General features: G+C 70.7%; 14 protein-coding genes. 8 read left to right on the top strand and 6 right to left on the bottom strand.

Going from position 1 to position 17008, the window contains the following annotated elements:
- Positions 1 to 138 precede the first annotated feature (138 nt).
- Positions 139 to 906, top strand: coding sequence for a polyprenyl diphosphate synthase (gene uppS, locus ACIQ9P_RS22265; RefSeq protein ID WP_402358673.1), 768 nt, complete (start codon positions 139 to 141; stop codon positions 904 to 906).
- Positions 903 to 2399 (top strand): oxygenase MpaB family protein, encoded by a 1497-nt coding sequence (locus ACIQ9P_RS22260; protein ID WP_402358670.1) that lies wholly within the window; start codon positions 903 to 905, stop codon positions 2397 to 2399. The genes uppS and ACIQ9P_RS22260 overlap by 4 nt, the downstream gene beginning before the upstream one ends.
- A 92-nt stretch (positions 2400 to 2491) precedes the next feature.
- Here ACIQ9P_RS22260 and ACIQ9P_RS22255 read toward each other — a convergent pair whose 3' ends face one another.
- The 3 genes from ACIQ9P_RS22255 to ACIQ9P_RS22245 all read right to left on the bottom strand — a co-directional run bounded on the left by ACIQ9P_RS22255 (position 2492) and on the right by ACIQ9P_RS22245 (position 5925).
- Positions 2492 to 3832: an ABC transporter substrate-binding protein gene (locus tag ACIQ9P_RS22255; RefSeq protein WP_402358667.1), complete on the bottom strand. Its 1341-nt coding sequence runs from the start codon at positions 3830 to 3832 to the stop codon at positions 2492 to 2494.
- Positions 3833 to 3923: 91 nt separating this feature from the next.
- Positions 3924 to 4991, bottom strand: coding sequence for a carbohydrate ABC transporter permease (locus ACIQ9P_RS22250; RefSeq protein ID WP_402358664.1), 1068 nt, complete (start codon positions 4989 to 4991; stop codon positions 3924 to 3926).
- A 4-nt stretch (positions 4992 to 4995) separates the two neighbouring features.
- A complete protein-coding gene (locus ACIQ9P_RS22245) occupies positions 4996 to 5925 on the bottom strand; it encodes a carbohydrate ABC transporter permease (protein ID WP_402358661.1) in 930 nt (309 codons plus the stop codon).
- A gap of 339 nt (positions 5926 to 6264) precedes the next feature.
- Here ACIQ9P_RS22245 and ACIQ9P_RS22240 point away from each other — a divergent pair, with 339 nt between their 5' ends.
- Positions 6265 to 7284: a LacI family DNA-binding transcriptional regulator gene (locus ACIQ9P_RS22240; RefSeq protein ID WP_402358882.1), complete on the top strand. Its 1020-nt coding sequence runs from the start codon at positions 6265 to 6267 to the stop codon at positions 7282 to 7284.
- Between the two features lie 58 nt (positions 7285 to 7342).
- On the opposite strand, the gene ACIQ9P_RS22235 is transcribed toward ACIQ9P_RS22240, so the two are convergent.
- Positions 7343 to 9097: a beta-galactosidase family protein gene (locus tag ACIQ9P_RS22235; RefSeq protein WP_402358658.1), complete on the bottom strand. Its 1755-nt coding sequence runs from the start codon at positions 9095 to 9097 to the stop codon at positions 7343 to 7345.
- Between the two features lie 438 nt (positions 9098 to 9535).
- On the opposite strand from ACIQ9P_RS22235, the gene ACIQ9P_RS22230 reads away from it, so the two are divergent.
- The 3 genes from ACIQ9P_RS22230 (at position 9536) to ACIQ9P_RS22220 (ending at position 13438) form a co-directional block, all read left to right on the top strand.
- Entirely contained in the window at positions 9536 to 10591 is a 1056-nt protein-coding gene (locus tag ACIQ9P_RS22230; RefSeq protein WP_402358656.1) for a substrate-binding domain-containing protein, read from the top strand.
- A 223-nt stretch (positions 10592 to 10814) separates the two neighbouring features.
- The gene (locus tag ACIQ9P_RS22225; RefSeq protein WP_402358653.1) at positions 10815 to 12398 is read left to right on the top strand and encodes a sugar ABC transporter ATP-binding protein; all 1584 of its coding nucleotides are present in this window, start codon (positions 10815 to 10817) and stop codon (positions 12396 to 12398) included.
- Positions 12398 to 13438 carry an ABC transporter permease gene (locus tag ACIQ9P_RS22220; RefSeq protein WP_402358650.1) on the top strand — a complete coding sequence of 347 codons (1041 nt, stop codon included), beginning with the start codon at positions 12398 to 12400 and terminating at the stop codon, positions 13436 to 13438. Before ACIQ9P_RS22225 ends, ACIQ9P_RS22220 begins: the two co-directional genes overlap by 1 nt.
- A gap of 403 nt (positions 13439 to 13841) precedes the next feature.
- Here ACIQ9P_RS22220 and ACIQ9P_RS22215 read toward each other — a convergent pair whose 3' ends face one another.
- Both ACIQ9P_RS22215 and ACIQ9P_RS22210 read right to left on the bottom strand, forming a co-directional pair.
- A complete protein-coding gene (locus tag ACIQ9P_RS22215) occupies positions 13842 to 14450 on the bottom strand; it encodes a hypothetical protein (protein WP_402358647.1) in 609 nt (202 codons plus the stop codon).
- A 439-nt stretch (positions 14451 to 14889) separates the two neighbouring features.
- Positions 14890 to 15024 (bottom strand): hypothetical protein, encoded by a 135-nt coding sequence (locus tag ACIQ9P_RS22210; RefSeq protein ID WP_402358644.1) that lies wholly within the window; start codon positions 15022 to 15024, stop codon positions 14890 to 14892.
- Between the two features lie 322 nt (positions 15025 to 15346).
- On the opposite strand from ACIQ9P_RS22210, the gene ACIQ9P_RS22205 reads away from it, so the two are divergent.
- Positions 15347 to 15760, top strand: coding sequence for a hypothetical protein (locus tag ACIQ9P_RS22205; protein ID WP_402358641.1), 414 nt, complete (start codon positions 15347 to 15349; stop codon positions 15758 to 15760).
- Entirely contained in the window at positions 15760 to 16809 is a 1050-nt protein-coding gene (locus tag ACIQ9P_RS22200) for a hypothetical protein (RefSeq protein ID WP_402358638.1), read from the top strand. Before ACIQ9P_RS22205 ends, ACIQ9P_RS22200 begins: the two co-directional genes overlap by 1 nt.
- Positions 16810 to 17008 lie beyond the last annotated feature (199 nt).

The following is a 17008-nucleotide window of genomic DNA, read 5'->3' as shown; positions in this document are numbered from 1 at the left end:
ACCATCCACAATCGGACTGGCGTCCGGAGGGTGAACGCAACTGATTCCCGTTCTCCCCGCGGCGACCCGCTGGCACAGTGCTTCTGAGGCGCGAACGCCCGGGGAGAAGTGATGACCGTTCAACAGACAACCGATGAGATGTCCCCGGCCACCGAGCGCCCTCCGCGTCAACGCGCGGGCGGAGCGGGCGGGGTGCCACGCCATGTCGCCTGCGTGATGGACGGCAACGGCCGGTGGGCGCAGTCGCGGTCACTGCCCAGGACCTCCGGTCACAGCGCGGCGGAGGCGGCGGTGATCGACGTCATCGAGGCGGCGCGGAACTCCGGGGTGGAATGGCTGAGCCTGTACGCCTTCTCCACCGAGAACTGGGACCGGCCGGGCAGCGAGGTCGACTTCCTGATGCGGCTGGTCCGGGGCACGGTGCGCAAGCACGCCCTGCTGCTGCACGCGCGCGGTGTGCGCTGCCGTGTCCTCGGCTCACGCGATCCACGGATCCCGCCCGCCCTGGCGCAGGACTTCGACGATCTGATGACGCTCACCGCCGACAATCGGCGCATGACCCTGACGGTGGCGTTCGACCACGGGGGCCGCCGGGACATCGTCGAGGCCGCCCGCTCGCTGCTGCGCAGCGGGGCGTCCCCGGACTCCGTCACCGAGCAGAGCTTCGCGGGCCACCTTCCCTACCCGGACACCCCGGACGTGGACCTGGTGATCCGCACCTCCGGGGAGCAGCGCATCTCCAACTTCATGCTCTGGCAGGTCGCGTACGCGGAGTGGGTCTTCCCGGCGGTGCTGTGGCCCGACTTCCGTGCCTCTCACTTCCTGCAGTGCCTGCACACCTATCAGCACCGGGACCGCCGCTTCGGCGGAGTGCTGCCCACAGACATCGGAGGCTCCAGGCCGTGACCGCTTCGGACACAGACACCTCGGACAACGACAGCGCTGGCCCCTCGGCCGGCGAGGGGCCACCGTCCCGGCTCCACACGTTCTTCCGCGATCCCCGCTGGGCGCTGGCCATGGTCCGGGCGACGGTCCTGGAGGCCGCCCACCCGCAGATCGGCGCGGCCCTCATCGAGAACTCCACCTTCGTCGCGCACCCGTGGCGGCGCCTGCGCAACACCTTCCAGAGCACCCAGCGCATGGTCGGAAGCGACGCGCAGGCCCGCGAGCGGGAGGCGGCCCGGCTCAACCGCATGCACGCGCGCCTGCGGGGCACCGACACGAAGAACCGCCCCTACGACGCGACGGACCCCGCCGCACGGGCCTGGGTGGTGGCGACGCTCTTCGAAAGCTCCGTCACGATGTTCCGGCTCAGCGGTCAGCCCCTGGAGCAGGACTTCGTCGAGGAACTGTACGCCGAGTTCAAGGCCATGCTGGCGGCGATGGGTGACGATCCCGGCCATCTCCCCGAGACGCTCCCCGAGTTCTGGCAGTACTTCGACCGGATGGTGGCCACGGAGCTGGAGAACACGGAGGCGATGCGTGTCATCCTGTACCGCCTCTTCGAGCACCTTCCCGCTCCTCCGTTGCTGAGCGGGCTGCCGACGCTGTGGGCGGCCGCCCGGGCCACCGCCGCGCCGGTCGTCGGGGCGATCGCCGTCGCCTCACTGCCCGAGCCCTTCCGCCGTCGCGCCGGACTGCCCGAGATCCCCGGCGCGCAGACCCTGATGCAGGGCGCCTATCTGTCGATCGGCCTGGTCCGCTTCCTCCCGGAGAGCTGGATCGATCCCGAGAACATCATCAACCTCCTGTCGCTGACGCCCGGCAGCGACAATCCGCAGGCCAGGACCGTCGCCGCCCTGCAGTCCCGGATCGAGCGCGCGGCGGCACTGATCCGGCTCCTCCTCCCGCTGCCCGAGCCGCGCGAGCCCGCAGCCCGCGCGACGACGGTCTCCCCCGCCGCCGCGGCGTACCGGCGGGAGACCGAGGACTTCTTCCGGCAGGTGCTGGACCAGACCGGCAATGGCACCCTGGACTGGCCCGACCTCGCGGCCATGGCCCGCGAACTCTCCAGCCGCCTCGACCTGGACGAGCCCGAGGAGACCAGGCTCTACCAGGCGTTCGCGGACTGGTGGCAGGAACTCCAGGCCGCTCTCGACACCGACGGCGACGGCAGCGTCAGCGCCGAGGAGTACGCCGCCGGCGCACCCGCCATGGCCGGCCCCGCCCTGATCAGGGTCGCCGAAGTCCTCTTCGACGTCACCGACAAGGACGGCAACGGACACATCGACCCCGACGAGTACCGGACACTCTTCCGCACCGCCTTCCACCGTGACACCGACACCGCGGACGGCAACGGTGTGGTGTACACCCGCGGTGCCTTCGTGAAGGAGTTCATGACCTTCATGGCGGGGCGTCAGCGCACCACTCCGTTCGACCCGCTGCTCGCCGAGGCGTAGCGCTCGGCCGACGGGTGCGGTGCGTCGGGGAGGAGGTTCGGGCGTCCGCCGGGCCCGGGCACGTCCGCCGGGCCCGGCGGACGCCCGACCGGCTACTTGTTGACGGTGAACCCCTGGTCCTTGCCGTACTTGGCGCTGATCTCCCGCCAGGCGTCGAGGCCCGCCGTGAGCGTGGTGGAGGAGACGTACGCCTTGCCGACGGTGTCGTTGAACACCGAGTTCGCGTAGACCTGGAAGGGCAGGTAGGACCAGTCGGTGGCGACGTTGCGGGCCGACTCCGCGAAGATCCGGTTCGCCTGCTGCCCGCCGAAGTACGGGAACTCCGCGTCCAGGAACGCCTGGGACTCCAGGTCGGCCCGGGTCGCGGGGAAGGCCCCGGCGGCGACCCGGGTGCTCGCGCCCGCGCCGGTCGTCGCGAACTCGGCGAAGGCGTAGGCGAGTTCCTTGTTCTTGGCGGCCTTCGGAACGGCCAGCGAGCTGCCGCCGTTCTCCGCGCTCGCCGTCCCGCCCTTCGTCCACTGCGGCAGCGGGGCGACCCGCCAGTCCCCGGAGGCGGCCGCGACACCGGAGGCGAAGTTGGCCGGCATCCAGGCACCGATGGCCAGGGTCGCGACGGTGCCGTCCGCCAGACCCTTGTACCAGGCGTCGCTCCAGGAGCTGATCGGCGCGACCAGCTTCTCGTCGAGGAGCTTCTGCCAGGTGCCGGCGTACTCCTTGGTGCCCTTGTCGCCGAAGTCGACGGTGACGTCGGTGCCCTCGGTCTTGTAGGGGCGGCCCCCGGCCTGCCAGATCAGGCTGGTGGCGAAGCCCGCGTCGCCGGTGTCATTGGTGATGAAGACCTTGGGGTCGGCCTTGTGCAGGGCGCGGGCCGCGTCCACGTACTCGTCCCAGGTGGCCGGCACCGTGATGCCGTACCGGTCGAAGACCTTCTTGTTGTAGAAGAGCGCCATCGGACCGGAGTCCATGGGCAGGGCGTGGACCGCCCCGCCCTGGTGGACGGCGTTCCACGGGCCGGGAGTGAAGCTCTTGGCGAGCTTGTCGGCGCCGTAGGGGGCGAGGCTCTCGACGGACTTGCCGATCGCGAACTGGCCGAGGGCGTAGTACTCGATCTGCGCCACGTCGGGGGCCCCGGAGCCGGCCGCGATCGCGTTCTGCAGCGCGGTGTACTGCTTGTCGCCGGTACCGGCGTTGACCAGTTCGACGTCCACGTTCGGGTACTTCTTCTCGAAGTCCTCCGCGACCTTCTTCAGTGTGGGCTCCCACGCCCACACCGTCACCTTGCCGCCCTTCTCCAGTGCGGCGGCGATGTCCTTCGGTCCCGCGGAGGCGGAGCCGTCGTCCGTGCCGCCGGAACCGCAGGCCGTTGCGCCGAGGGCGAGCGCGGACACCACGGCGACGGCGCCGAGCAGTCTGCGGGTGAGAGGGGTGCGCATGGGGGGAGCTCCTGACATCGAGGGTGGGAGACGCGGTGGTGCGGACAATCCGGGTGGGTCGTTCGGTGCGTGGTGGAGCCGGCGGCCGCCGTCACTCCTTGACGCTGCCGGCGGCCAGGCCGGACTGCCAGTACCGCTGGAGCAGCAGGAACACCGCCACGATCGGGACGATCGTGAGCAGCGAACCGGTGATGACGAGGTCGAAGACGGGCTCGCCGCCGGCGGTCTGCGCCTGGGCGTTCCAGGCGTTGAGCCCGAGGGTGAGCGGGTACCACTCGGGGTCCTTGATCATGATCAGCGGCAGGAAGTAGTTGTTCCAGGTCGCGACCGTCGAGAACAGCAACACGGTCACCGTGCCCGGCATCAGCAGCGGCAGGGCGATACGGAAGAAGGTGCGCAGCTCGCCGGAGCCGTCGATCCGGGCGGCCTCCAGGAGTTCCGTGGGGACGGCCTCGGCGGCGAACACCCACATGAGGTAGAGGCCGAACGGCGAGATCAGGGAGGGGATGATGACGGCCCAGGGGGTGTTGGTCAGGCCCATCCTGCTGAACATCAGGAAGGTGGGCACGGCCAGCGCGGTCCCGGGCACGGCCACGGCCCCGAGGACGACCGCGAACACCGCCCGGCGGCCCGGGAAGGCGAACTTGGCGAGCGCGTAGCCGCCGAGGACGGCGAGGACCGTGGCGCCGCCCGCTCCGGCGACCACGTAGAGCAGGGTGTTGAGCAGCCAGCGGACGAAGGCACCGTCGTCGTAGCTGAGGGTCCGGGAGATGTTGTCCCAGAGGTTGACGTCGTCGGCGAACCAGAGCCCGAAGGAGTTCAGCAGCCCCTTCTGGTCCTTGGTCGCGTTGATGAACAGCCAGACGAGCGGGAGCAGGGTGTAGACCAGGACCAGTCCGGTGACCAGGGTCAGCGGGACGCTCGGGCGGGGGGCCAGCGGGCTCCGGGGGCTCCGGGGGCCGCGCCGACGACGCTTCGGGGCGGAGTCGGCGGCCGGCCGGGTTCCGGCTCCCCCGGCCGCCTCGGCACGGGCGTCCGGACTGCCGACGGCCGAAGTGCGGACGGCGGGGGCGGGGGTGGACACGGGGGTGGCGGGGGTGGCGGGGGTGGCCGCCGACGCGGGCGCGGGGACGGGGACGGGGACGGGAGAGGTGGTCATCGGGTCAGCCCTTCCGCATGCCGCGCAGCTGGACCGTGTAGGCGATGACCGCGGTGATCACGCCCATCACGACGGCCACGGTGGCCGCGTAGTTGTGCTGCTGGCCCGCGAAGGACAGCGAGTAGGTGTAGAGGTTGGGGGTGAAGTCACTGGTGATCGCGTTGGGGGCGAGCTTCTGGAGGATGCTGGGCTCGTTGAAGAGCTGGAAGCTGCCGATGATCGAGAAGATCGTCGCGATGACCACGGCACCGCGGATGGCCGGCAGCTTGACGGAGACGACCAACCGCCACTCCCCGGCCCCGTCGATCGCCGCCGCCTCGTAGAGCGAGCGGGGGACGACCTTGAGGGCCGCGTAGAAGATCAGCATGTTGTAGCCGACGAACTCCCAGGTCACGATGTTGCCGATGGAGGCGAGGACCAGGGACGGCGAGAGCGGGTCGGGCAGGGTGACCCCGAGGGCGTCGTTGATGTTGCCGACCAGACCGAAGCGCGTGCCGTACATGAAGCCCCAGATCAGGCTGGCGACGACCGCGGGGACGGCGTAGGGGAGGAACACGGCGACCCGGAAGAAGGTCCTGCCGTAGAGTCGGCCGCTGTCGATCGCGAGCGCGACCAGCAGTGCGACACCCAGCATCACGGGCACCTGGACCAGCAGGAAGAGTCCTACCCTGGCGAGGCCCTCCCAGAAGCGGGAGTCGGTGAGCGCCTCACCGTAGTTGTCGAGCCCGACGAAGGAGGTGCCGCCGATGAGCCGGTCCTTGAAGAGGCTCAGGTACAGTGCGTACCCGATCGGGGCGAGGAAGACCAGACCGAACACCGCGACGAACGGGCCGGCGAACCCCCAGCCCACCAGGGCCTCCTTGCGGAGCCGGCGGCGGGGACGTGGGCGGCGCGGGGGTGGTGCTTCCGTCGCGCGCGTCGGGAGGAGCGTCATGGCGGGGGTCCTTGCGTCGGAGACCGGAAAGTGCGGTGGCGGAGGACGGGTGGCGTACGCGCGGGGACCGGTGAACGGCTCCGTGGCGACTGGCCAACGAAGAATGTTTACGTAATCATCGGTGTGGCGATCGTGGCACTCCCGGTGAGGAGCGTCAAGCACGGTGCAGCGACGAACGAGAGGAATCCGGTGACGGGCATGCGAACGAGCGACCAGTCGGCCGACCAGGGTGCGGCGGGCGCGCCCTCCGGGCCGGGCACGCCCGACCCGGAGGCGGGCCAGGAGGGCGACCGGGCGACCGCCGGCCGCCGCGGCCGGGGGCGGCCCCGACGCGTCTCGATGGCGGACGTCGCCGCCCTCGCCGGGGTCTCCTCGCAGACGGTGTCGCGCGTCTCCAACGGCGACCCGGCCGTCGTCGACAGCACCCGCCAGAAGGTCCTCGACGCCATGAAGGAGCTCGGCTACCGGCCCAACAGCGCCGCCCGCGCACTCAAGCGCGGAGAGTTCCGGGCGATCGGCGTGATCACCATGGGCCTGTCCAGCACCGGCAACGTCCGTACCCTGGAGGCCATCGCGGGCTCGGCCGCCCGCGCCGGCTACGCCGTCACCCTGATCCCGCTCGACGCCCCCACGCAGGACAACGTCCGCGGCGCCTTCACCCGGCTCGACGAGCTGGCCGTCGACGCCGTGGTCCTGATCATGGAGGTGCACCTGCTCGACACGACGGCGCTGACCCTCCCGCCGCACGTCAAGGTGGTCGTGGTCGACTCCGACGCCACCGGGCGCTTCCCGGTCGTGGACACCGACCAGCGGCAGGGAGCCCGCACCGCCGTGCAACACCTGCTCGACCTCGGGCACGACACCGTCTGGCACGTGTCCGGCCCCGCGGAGTCCTTCGCGGCGGACCGCCGGTCGGACGCCTGGCAGGCGGTGCTGCGCGAGGAGGGAAGACGGGTGCCGCCGGCGCAGCACGGTGACTGGACGCCCGAGTCCGGCTACGAGGCGGGGCTTCGGCTCGCCGAGGAGGCCGACTGCACCGCCGTCTTCGTCGCCAACGACCAGATGGCCCTGGGCGTGCTGCGGGCCTTCCACGAGCGGGGCCTGCGGGTCCCGCAGGACGTGAGCGTCGTCGGCTTCGACGACATCGCCGAGGCGTCCTCCTTCATCCCGCCGCTGACGACGATGCGTCAGGACTTCGCCCGGGTCGGCGAGTTGTGCGTGGACGCGGCCCTGCGGGAGCTGCGCGGCGAGACCGTCACGGGTGTCCGGCTGGTGCCGACCACCCTGGTCGAACGGTCGAGCACGGCGGCCCCGCGGACCGTCGCGGGGTCCCGGCGGAGGGCGGGCGGGCGGCGCTGACGGGGCGGTCCGCCCGCCGGCCGGCCGCCCTGTTCCCGGGTGGCCGGCCGCTCCCCCGTCACTCCCCGATCGGCCCGAGATCCGGCGTCCCGCGGAACTCGACCGTGCGGGCGCGGTGCGCGGCGTGGAGTTCGAGCACGACGACCTCGTTGATCCCGACCCGCAGGACCGGCGCGGGGACGTAGAGCGAGCGCTGCGGCCCCCGGGACCAGAAACGGCCGAGCGCGAAGCCGTTGACCCAGGCGTTGCCCTTGGTCCAGCCCTCCAGGTGCAGGAAGGTGTCGGCGGGTTCGGCGACCTCGAAGGTACCGCGGTGAAAGACCGGCCCCACGGGCGTCGGGGCACCGGCGGCGAAGGGGACGTCGGCCGGGCCGGTCAGCGGGAGCGGGCGGCAGCTCCACTCGGCGGGTTCGGCCCCGTCGAGGAGGACCTTGCCCAGCAGTCCCTTGCGGTCGTGGATACCGGGACCGTAGTTGACCCGCCCCTGGTTCTCGACCAGGACCGCGAGGGTGCTCCCGGCCGCGGGGGCGGTGAAGGCGAGCGCGTGCTCGTGGTTCTCCCGCTCCAGGACGCCCACGGGCCGGCCGTCGACGAAGACCTGGGCGCGGTCGCGGACCTGTTCCACCTCCAGCAGGACCGGGCCCGCCGCCGGCAGCACGGTCTCGTACAGCACGAAGCCGAAGTCCTGTGCAAGCTCCTCCATGGTGAGCGGCCGGGGCGACCGGACGGCGCCCGGTGCGAGGACGGCGGCGTTCGGCAGCAGTTCGGCGCTCTCGGTCAGCGCGACCGGAGGGACGGCGAGCTTGGGGCCGCGCGCGGGCACCGGCTCCTCGGGCACGGGCGCGTGCTTGGCGATGACCTCGCGGAACGCGGTGTACTTCGCGGTCGGGTCCCCGGCCTCGTCGAGCGGAGCGTCGTAGTCGTAGGACGTCACCGTCGGGCGGTAGGTGTGCTTGTCGTTGGCGCCGTTGGTGAAGCCGAAGTTGGTGCCACCGTGGAACATGTAGAAGTTGACCGACGCACCGGTGGCAAGGAGGGCGTCGAGCTCGCGCGCGGCCTCGTCCGGGTCACGGACGACGTGCCCGGCACCCCAGCGGTCGAACCAGCCGATCCAGAACTCCGTGGCCAGCAAAGGCGATTCCGGTCGCCTGCGCCGCAGCTCGGCCAGGTGCTCGGCGGAGCGGCTGCCGAAGTTGGCCGTGGCGAGCACGCCGGGCAGCGCACCGCGTTCGAGGTCCGCCGGCTGGTCGCAGGTGAACAGCGGTACGTCGACCCCGCAGCGCCGGAGGGAGTCGGCGAGGCGTTCCAGGTACGCGGCGTCCTCGCCGAACGCCCCGTACTCGTTCTCCACCTGGACGGCCAGTACCGGACCGCCCCGCGAGGCCAGGTACGGCAGCAGTGGGGTGAGCAGCCGGTCGAAGTAGTCGTCCACGGCGGCCAGGAACCGGGGGTCGCGGGAGCGCAACCGGATGTCGGGTTCGGCGAGCAGCCAGGACGGGAGGCCCCCGCCCTCCCATTCGGCACAGATGTAGGGGCCGGGGCGCAGCACCACGTGCAGGCCCTCGGCGGCGGCCAGCTCGACGAAGCGCGGCAGGTCGAGCCCGCCGTCCAGCCGGAACTGCTCGGGCCGCGGCTGGTGGAGGTTCCAGGGCACATAGGTCTCGACGGCGTTGAGGCCCATCAGTCGGGCCTTGCGCAGCCGGTCCGCCCACTGCTCGGGGTGGACCCGGAAGTAGTGGAGCCCGCCGGACAGCAGCCGGAAGGGTTGGCCGTCGAGCAGGAAGCCGGCCTGGTCTGTCTGGAGAACGGGCATGTGCGTCTTGCTCCTGTGTGAAGGAATGCGGTGTGGCAGTGGGGCCTGCCGTCTCGACTATGTTTACGTAACCATCGCTCCTGTGGCAAGCGTGTCGGACAACCGGGGCGATCCCGACGGGGGGGCGCGGGAGCGAAAGCCGCCGCCTCGTCCGCGGCGCGGATCTGCCGAAGCGTCACAAGGTGGTCTCGACGCCGACTCTCCCTTGACTCGACTCCCGCAACGGGGGTGTCATAGCCGCACCGCGTTCGACTCTGTTGGTTTTTGGTCCATTGTGTTTGCTTCACCTCGCACCAATGCGCGAAGCCGAAACCGACCAGTCACGCGTCCGCACCGCCATGACCCGCCTCCCCGGGTCCTCGCACCGACCCCACCGCGCAGCACACCACCGCACCGCGTCCGCTTCCCACGGCGCGTGCGGTCCCGAAGGAGTTCCCCATGTTCCGTACCACCAGCCCCAGCACCGTTCGTGCCGCCGCAGCAGCGGGGCTGCTGCTCGGCCTCGGTCTGACCACCGCATGCTCGACCGGCCAGGAGGCCGCGTCCGGCGGCGACGCCCCGATCGCCAAGGTCGACGGGAAGATCTCGATCACCTACCTCCAGAAGCAGGGCGACCAGGAGTACTTCGTCGGCGAGGCCGCCGGGGCGAAGGCGAAGGCCGCCGAACTGGGCGTGGACCTCAAGGTGGTGAACCTGGGGAACGACGCGAACAAGACGATCAGCGAGGTCCGGGCGGCCGTCGCGCAGAAGTCGAACGGCCTCATCGTCGTGGTGCCGGACCCGGCGGTCGGCCCCCAGGTGGTCCAGGCCGCGAAGGACGCCGAGGTGGCCCTGCTGACCTCGGACGACCAGATCTGCGCCAACGGGCCCGACCCGTCGGTGTGCGCCAAGGACAATCTGGTGCCGCGGATCGGCTTCTCCGGCGCCCAGATGGGCGGCGAGGTCGGCAAGCGGGCCGCCGAGGAGTACCGGAAGGCGGGCTGGGACCCGGCCGAGACCCGCACCGTCTCCGCCTGGAAGCAGGACGTCACCGTCTGCGGCGACCGGGTGAAGGCGGCGAAGGAGGCGTTCGGCGCCGCCGCACCCGGCGTCCAGAACATCGACGTGGCCACCGACAACACCCCGACCGGCGCCCAGGACAGGATCGCCGCCACGGTCACCGCCAACCCCGGCGTGAAGAACTGGGTGGTCTGGGGCTGCAACGACGAGAACGTCCAGGGCGGCGTCACCGCGCTGGAGAACGCCGGCATCGGGGCCGACCGGGTGATCGGCGTCGGGCTGGGCGCCTACCTCGCCTGCAAGAACTGGGGTTCCGGCAAGCCGTCCGGCATGAAGGCGGCGCTGTTCATCAACGGCAAGGACGTCGGCGCGCTGGCCGTCCAGACCATGTACGACAGGCTCAAGAACGGCAAGGACTTCCCGAAGGAAGCCTTCGCGCCCACCACCATGGTCGACGCGGCCAGTTGGAAGTCTGCCAGCGTCACCTGCGGCTGACCTCGGCGCCACCGGCGGCAGACCTCCCCGAACGGTCACCGCCGCACGGGGCGTGCCGACCCGTCCCGCCTCCGGCCCTTCGGCCGGCCCGGCCCGGCCCGACGGAGCCGGGGCATACGGGACCGGCCCCGTCGCACGGCCGCGCCGCCCCTCCGCGCCACTCACTCTCCGCCCCGCGCACTCTCCGCGCCACCCACCCTCCGCCAGACCCCCGAGGACCCCCATGAGCAGAGCCCACGAACCGTCTCCCGACCCGCGCCCGCCCACCGCTGACCCGGGCCCCACGGGATTCGCCGGGGTGCACCAGGTGACCAAGCGGTTCGGTGCGGTCCAGGCGCTCGGCGGCGTCACCCTCGACTTCCCGGCCGGTCAGGTCACCGCCCTGATGGGCGAGAACGGCGCCGGCAAGTCGACCCTGCTGAAGATCCTCGCCGGCGACCACCGGCCCACCGCGGGCCATGTCGTCCTCGACGGCAGGCCGGTTCAGCTCGGATCGCCGACCGACGCCCGCCGCGCCGGGATCCGGATCATCCCGCAGGAACCCGAGATCGTCCCGCACGTGTCGGTCGCCGAGAACGTCTACATCGGCGCCCTGCCCCGCACCGCCGCCCGGCACCTGGACCGCGCCGAACTGCGCCGCCGCATCACCGCCGACCTCCGGCGCCTGGGCTTCGCCGGTGTCCTCGACCCGGACCTTCTCGGATCGCAACTCACCCCCGCCCAGCGCCAATTGGTCGAGATCATGCGCGCTCTGACCGGCGACGCCGAGGTGATCGCCTTCGACGAACCGACCTCCTCGCTCTCCGAGCACGAGGTGGACGCGCTCTTCGCGCTCATCCGCCGCCTCCGCGACCAGGGCGTCGCCGTCGTCTACGTCTCCCACCGCATGCGGGAGATCTTCCGAATCGCCGACCGGATCGCGGTCCTGCGCGACGGCGCCCTCGCCGGCGTGCGGGACGCCGCCACCACCACCGAGGGCGACCTCGTGCGCCTGATGGTCGGCCGCGACCTGTCCGCGATGTTCTCCCGCAGCCGCGTCGCCACCGACCGCCCGGTCCTCGACGTGCGCGCGGTGACCACCGACGACGTCCACGACATCAGCCTGCGGATCCACGCCGGCGAGGTCGTCGGCCTGGCCGGACTCATCGGCGCCGGACGCTCCGAACTCGCCCTCGCCCTCGCCGGGGACCGGCCGATCCGCTCCGGCACCGTCACCCTCGACGGCAGACCCCTGCGCTCCGGCAGCCCCGGCGCCGCCATCCGCGCGGGCCTCGGCCTGGCCCCCGAGGAACGCAAGGCCCAGGCCCTGTTCCTGCACCGCTCGATCCGCGACAACACCTCCACCGTCGTTCTGGAACGCCTGCGCCGCTTCCGCTTCGTCAGGCGCGCGGCCGAACGCGAACTCGCCCAGGAGTACACCGACCAGCTGCGCGTGCGCACGCCGTCCATCGAGCACGAAGTCCGCAAACTGTCCGGCGGCAACCAGCAGAAGGTCGTCCTCGCCCGCTGGCTCGCCCGCAGGCCCAAAGTCCTCATCCTCGACGAACCGACGCGCGGCATCGACATCGGCGCCAAGGCCGAGATCTACCGGATCATCGCCGACCTCGCCGCCGAAGGCGTCGCCGTCCTCGTCGTCTCCTCCGAACTCCCCGAGATCCTCGGCCTCGCCGACCGCATCCTCGTCATGCAGAACGGCCGCATCACCGGCGAACTCGACCGCGCCGACGCCACCGAGGAAGCCGTCCTCCATCTCGCCATGGCCGACGACATCACCGCCGCGACCGCACCCGTCCCTGGAGCATCCTGATGAGCACCACCACCGGCACCCCGCCCACCGCCGAGGCCCGCGGGGGCCGGCCGCAACCGCCCTCGGCCGCGGCGAGGGTCCTCGCCTCCGTCGGCGGACAGAACCTCAGCCTGATCGGCGCCCTCGTCCTCGTCCTCGCCCTGTTCGGCACGCTGAACGACAACTTCCTCAGCCTGACCAACATGCAGGTCATCGCCGAAGCCGCCACCATCACCGGACTGCTCGCCGTCGTCCAGACCGTCGTCATCATCATCGGCGGCCTCGACATCTCCGTCGGCTCCCAGGCCGGCGTCGCCTCCGTCGTCTCCGCCATGGCCTTCACGAGCGCCGGGTCCAACCCCTACCTCGGCATCGCCGCCGCCGTCGGCGTCGGTGTCCTGGTCGGCGTCGTCAACGGCCTGGTCATCGTCCATGGCCGCGTCAACCCCACCATCGCCACCCTGGCCGGCCTCGCCGCCTACAAGGGACTCGCCCAGCTCCTGTCCGACGGCCGCGCCCAGGGCTACGTCCTCAACGACGACGTGTTCGTCCTCCTCGGCCGCGGCAGGATCGCCGGACTGCCCGTCATGGTCTGGATCCTGATCCTCACCGCCCTCGCCGTCCACGTCCTGCTCAAGTACACCGACATCGGCCGCAACATCTACGCCATCGGCGGCAACGACACCGCCGCCCGCCTGGCCGGCATCAACATCAACAAGTACCTGATCGCCGTCTACGCCCTCATCGGGACCGTCGCCGCCCTCGCCGGCATCCTGCTCACCGCCCGCACCGGCTCCGGCCAGCCCGTCTCGGGCAGCGAGGGCCTCGAACTCAAGGCCATCACCGCCGCCGCCCTCGGCGGCGCCGCGCTCAAGGGCGGCAAGGGCGGCATCGGCGGCACCCTGCTCGCCGTCGCCCTGCTCGGCTGCCTGGAGAACGGCCTCACCGTGCAGGGCGTCAACTCCTTCTGGCAGAACGTCGCCCAGGGCACCCTCCTCGTCCTCGCCGTCGTCGTCCAACAACGCCGCAACGGCGAACGCCCCATCGGCCTCCCCGCCTGACCGATCGCCCCCACTTCCCGCCCGCACCCCGGCCGCCGCGAGCCGCTGCGACGACGGGCGGCCCGGCCGGTGGCACACGGCGGAACCGGCGAGAACCGTTGGCTCACCGACCAGGCGGTCGACGGCCCCGCCATCTGAGGAGCTTGACCGAATCCCTCTGGTCCCGGCCTCACCCAGCACGCGAAGGTGCCCGGCCCCGGTAGGCCGGGCACTGAACCGCCGACCGGCGCCGGAGCGACGGCGAGCAGCTCTGCCCGCTCCGGGTTCCGATGGGAACACGCTCGGGAACGGCACGGAAGTGGACACCCTGGACGCCCAGGCCACGTGGATTCGCTCCGGCCCGGCGAAAGCCCGATCCGAAGGCGGGAGAGCACCTCCCGCCTCCCCGCTGCATGACCGCGACTCATCCCATCGGAAACTTCTCCCGGATCAGGTCCGCGAGGTCCTCGCGGACACTGACCAGCTGCTGCCGCGTCACCCCGGCTTCCGCCGCCCACTGCCGTAGAGCGTCGTGGTCGATGTCCGGCGCGGAGAGTGCCTTCCTCAACGCCGCACGATTGGAGTCGATCCAGTCACGCCGTTGGTCCGTGGCTTCCCCGAAGCTGCCGAGCAAGTCGGGGCAGTAGACGGACATCAGGTTGCGGAGTGTTCGTCGGGCTGCCTGCCGCCGCTGCTCAGGCACCAGCCGCTTGTGGAGCGGTGCCTTCGGACTCAGCCGCTGGTCGATCTGTGCCGTGAAATCGAGGCTACCGATGTTGCTACCGCCCAGCCCGACACGGTCCCCGACGAAGAACCCCAAGCGGTGCCGCTCGCTCTCACCACTCAGCTTCTTCTGGATCAGCCGTTCCGTCCCGTCGGCCGCATCACACCAGGCGTTGATGATGGCGAACAGCTCCAGGAGCCCTTCGTGGAGCGAGGGCCACTGGGGCGCACTTCTGACTTCCTCCCTGAGGCCCTGCACCAGCGCCCCGCCTGCCTTCGCAACGATGGTCGCTTCCGGTCCCGTGATCATGATTTCCTCTTCCGACGCAACGACAGCGCGTCCTGGGCGGGCACCCGAACAGCAACAGGCCCACCACTGACCGTCCATGCTCGTTCGCGAACCGGGTGCGGCGGTAGGCAGGGCAGATCGGACACACAGCCACCCCCTGTTTTTCGGCCAATCTTCAAATCAATGAATGACGATGACGGAACATCAGGTCTGCTTCGACGGGCACCGACTCCGGGAGGGTCCACCCGGCGCCCCCAGGGGCCGGGGCCGGTCAGGCGCATCGTACCCAGGCCCGGGCGGGGAACCTTCTTGCCCACGATCGTGATCGTGTTCACGCGGCAACCATCCAGGCGGCAGTGATTGCCTCGGCCGCCACCTCGACGGCGTGCGGCGTGCCCGTCGCCGGGCACCGGGACGTGCGGCACGGCGTAGGCGCCGAGGGCCCGCTGCAGTTGCTCGGTCACGGCCACGCGGATGTCGGCGTTCCCCAATCCTTGCCCCCGTGGCCGGCCAGCGGCAGCGCCGGATCGAGGAGCGCGCCGAGCGCGTCATCGGCCAGCGCAGAGAGGTCCTCGGGGAGCTCGAACGGGTCCATGGTCCGTCTCCAGGGTTTACGTGGAGTGTGGACCCGGCCTTTCACCAGCGGCGCTCCCGACCAGCATGGCCAGGTCCAGAGCGAGGCACTCCCCGTCGCACCGCGAGCGGTCCACCGGCGACACGACGGCGCGCGCGAAGGCCGATCCCAGAGCCTCGCCCTTCCACTCGGATCAGCCGCCCCCGCGCATACCGCCGGGTCGGCTTCGAGCTTCCGGTCCTCCGTGATCTGACTATGCACTACGTTGTTTGCCTTGGCGGGCCGGAGGCGCCCGCGGATCCCTCAACGGACTCGGAGATCAACGGTGTTGACGGACGCACTGATGGAGCTGGCAGCGGCGGGCGGAACCGCAGTCGTCAGCGCGGCAGCGACGGACATCTGGCAGGGCACCAAGGGCAGGGTCGCCCGACTGTTCAGCCGAGGCGATGACCGGGACGAGCAGCGCGTTTCAGTGCAGCTCGATCGCATCCCGCTGGAACTCGACCAGGCGGCCGAACCGCAGCAGGAGCGCGTCCGGGCGTCCCTCCAGAACCGCTGGACGGAGAAGCTGGCCGAGCTCCTGGAGGAGAACCCGGATCTGGAGGCCGAACTCCGCTCCCTGGTCGAGGAGGTCCGCACCGCCCTCCCCGCAGTGCAGCAGTCCTTCGTCCAGACCAACAACGCCTACGGCAACGCCACACAGAACATCACCCAGGCCGGCGACATCGTGTTCGGCCACAAGCCCCGGACCCAGTAGTGGGCAGCCCCGACAAGCCGGGCTCCCAGGCCAACAACGCCTACGGCAACGCCACACAGAACATCACACAGAGCGGTGACATCGTTCTGGAGTCACCTGAGGAAGTCGAACGCCGTGCGAAGCACGACCGGTTCGTCAGGACCGGGATCGCCCTGGGCCTGGCTGCCGCGGTGACAGTGGGCTTCGTCGTCCTCCGGATCGAGCGGGAATCGAAGACCTCGAACGACCTGGCTCGGAGCGGCCCGGAGCTGAAGTCCAATCTCGTGGCGTCGCAGGTCTCGGCCTACATCGAAGGTGGCATCAACGGCGAGGAGTACGACGCTTCCGTTCAGAATGCGGCGCGAACGAAGGTGGATCTCCGCGGCCCCCACATCGACATCACGCTGGGGAACATCGCGAACGGCACCTCGTTGATCACGAAGGCCAGCATCACGTTCCACCGCCTCCAGTACCTGAGATCGTGCGCTGCTGTCGGCGGGCCGCTGGCCGTCTCGGTGAACTACCAGTTCAAGATCCCCGATGATCAGCAGCCAGTACCTCCGGCGAAGCCCTTCACGCTCACGAAGGCGATCAGCTACGAGGTGACTGCCAACAAGCACGACCGCCTCATGCTCACGGTGGGAGTGCCGACCATCCCCTTCGGCAAGTCGCCGTGGCTGGGCGTGGTCGATGTCGTCCTTGAGCACGACGGCGGCCAACAACTCAAGATCGGCCCCATCGCGCTCGTGGACTCCGGCGCCAACTCTGAGTTCTACCCGGCCGATGACAAGTGGAAGATCCCCGACAAGCCCACCGATGGATGCGTCGACGAGAACATCAAGCTGGTCTCCGAGGTACTGAAAACACCAAGCCTCGTCGTTTCGAGGGAAGTTGCCGGCCTGGACCGCGCCCTCCGGAACTTCAAGGCGTCGTCTACCGGTCAGCCCAAGGCGGACGTGCCACCACCGTTCCCTCCGGCACCCACCAAGAACGCCACCGAGAACCCGCCCACCGGACAGGGTGTCGATGGCGAGCCGCCTGTGGACCCCGACGTCTACACGCTCCTCTGACGGCTCGCGACGATCGGGCGAGCGGCAACGTGCTGTCCTCGACCACCTCATGCTGCGGGCGGGCCACCCTCGGGATGGCCCGCCCGCTCGTCGTCAGTGGGCGCTCTTCGCCGTGCCATCCTCCGGAAGGAGAATCCGGCGCCGATCACTCACGACGACGTGCAGCACTTCCCTCCGGGCGGCGGGGGCGCCCGGCCAC

The organism is Kitasatospora sp. NPDC094019 (assembly GCF_044764505.1).
Taxonomy (GTDB): domain Bacteria; phylum Actinomycetota; class Actinomycetes; order Streptomycetales; family Streptomycetaceae; genus Kitasatospora.
Note: the sequence above shows the minus strand (reverse complement) of the source record. Positions and strands in the feature narration are given on the sequence as shown.

What these genes read in the sequence shown, in the direction of transcription:
- uppS (WP_402358673.1), top strand. Translation starts at nt 139, where the DNA reads ATGTCCCCGGCCACCGAGCGCCCTCCGCGTCAACGCGCGGGCGGAGCG.
- ACIQ9P_RS22255 (WP_402358667.1), bottom strand. Translation starts at nt 3,832, where the DNA reads ATGCGCACCCCTCTCACCCGCAGACTGCTCGGCGCCGTCGCCGTGGTG.
- ACIQ9P_RS22250 (WP_402358664.1), bottom strand. Translation starts at nt 4,991, where the DNA reads ATGACCACCTCTCCCGTCCCCGTCCCCGTCCCCGCGCCCGCGTCGGCG.
- ACIQ9P_RS22245 (WP_402358661.1), bottom strand. Translation starts at nt 5,925, where the DNA reads ATGACGCTCCTCCCGACGCGCGCGACGGAAGCACCACCCCCGCGCCGC.
- ACIQ9P_RS22240 (WP_402358882.1), top strand. Translation starts at nt 6,265, where the DNA reads ATGGCGGACGTCGCCGCCCTCGCCGGGGTCTCCTCGCAGACGGTGTCG.
- ACIQ9P_RS22235 (WP_402358658.1), bottom strand. Translation starts at nt 9,097, where the DNA reads ATGCCCGTTCTCCAGACAGACCAGGCCGGCTTCCTGCTCGACGGCCAA.
- ACIQ9P_RS22230 (WP_402358656.1), top strand. Translation starts at nt 9,536, where the DNA reads ATGTTCCGTACCACCAGCCCCAGCACCGTTCGTGCCGCCGCAGCAGCG.
- ACIQ9P_RS22225 (WP_402358653.1), top strand. Translation starts at nt 10,815, where the DNA reads ATGAGCAGAGCCCACGAACCGTCTCCCGACCCGCGCCCGCCCACCGCT.
- ACIQ9P_RS22220 (WP_402358650.1), top strand. Translation starts at nt 12,398, where the DNA reads ATGAGCACCACCACCGGCACCCCGCCCACCGCCGAGGCCCGCGGGGGC.
- ACIQ9P_RS22215 (WP_402358647.1), bottom strand. Translation starts at nt 14,450, where the DNA reads ATGATCACGGGACCGGAAGCGACCATCGTTGCGAAGGCAGGCGGGGCG.
- ACIQ9P_RS22210 (WP_402358644.1), bottom strand. Translation starts at nt 15,024, where the DNA reads ATGGACCCGTTCGAGCTCCCCGAGGACCTCTCTGCGCTGGCCGATGAC.
- ACIQ9P_RS22205 (WP_402358641.1), top strand. Translation starts at nt 15,347, where the DNA reads ATGGAGCTGGCAGCGGCGGGCGGAACCGCAGTCGTCAGCGCGGCAGCG.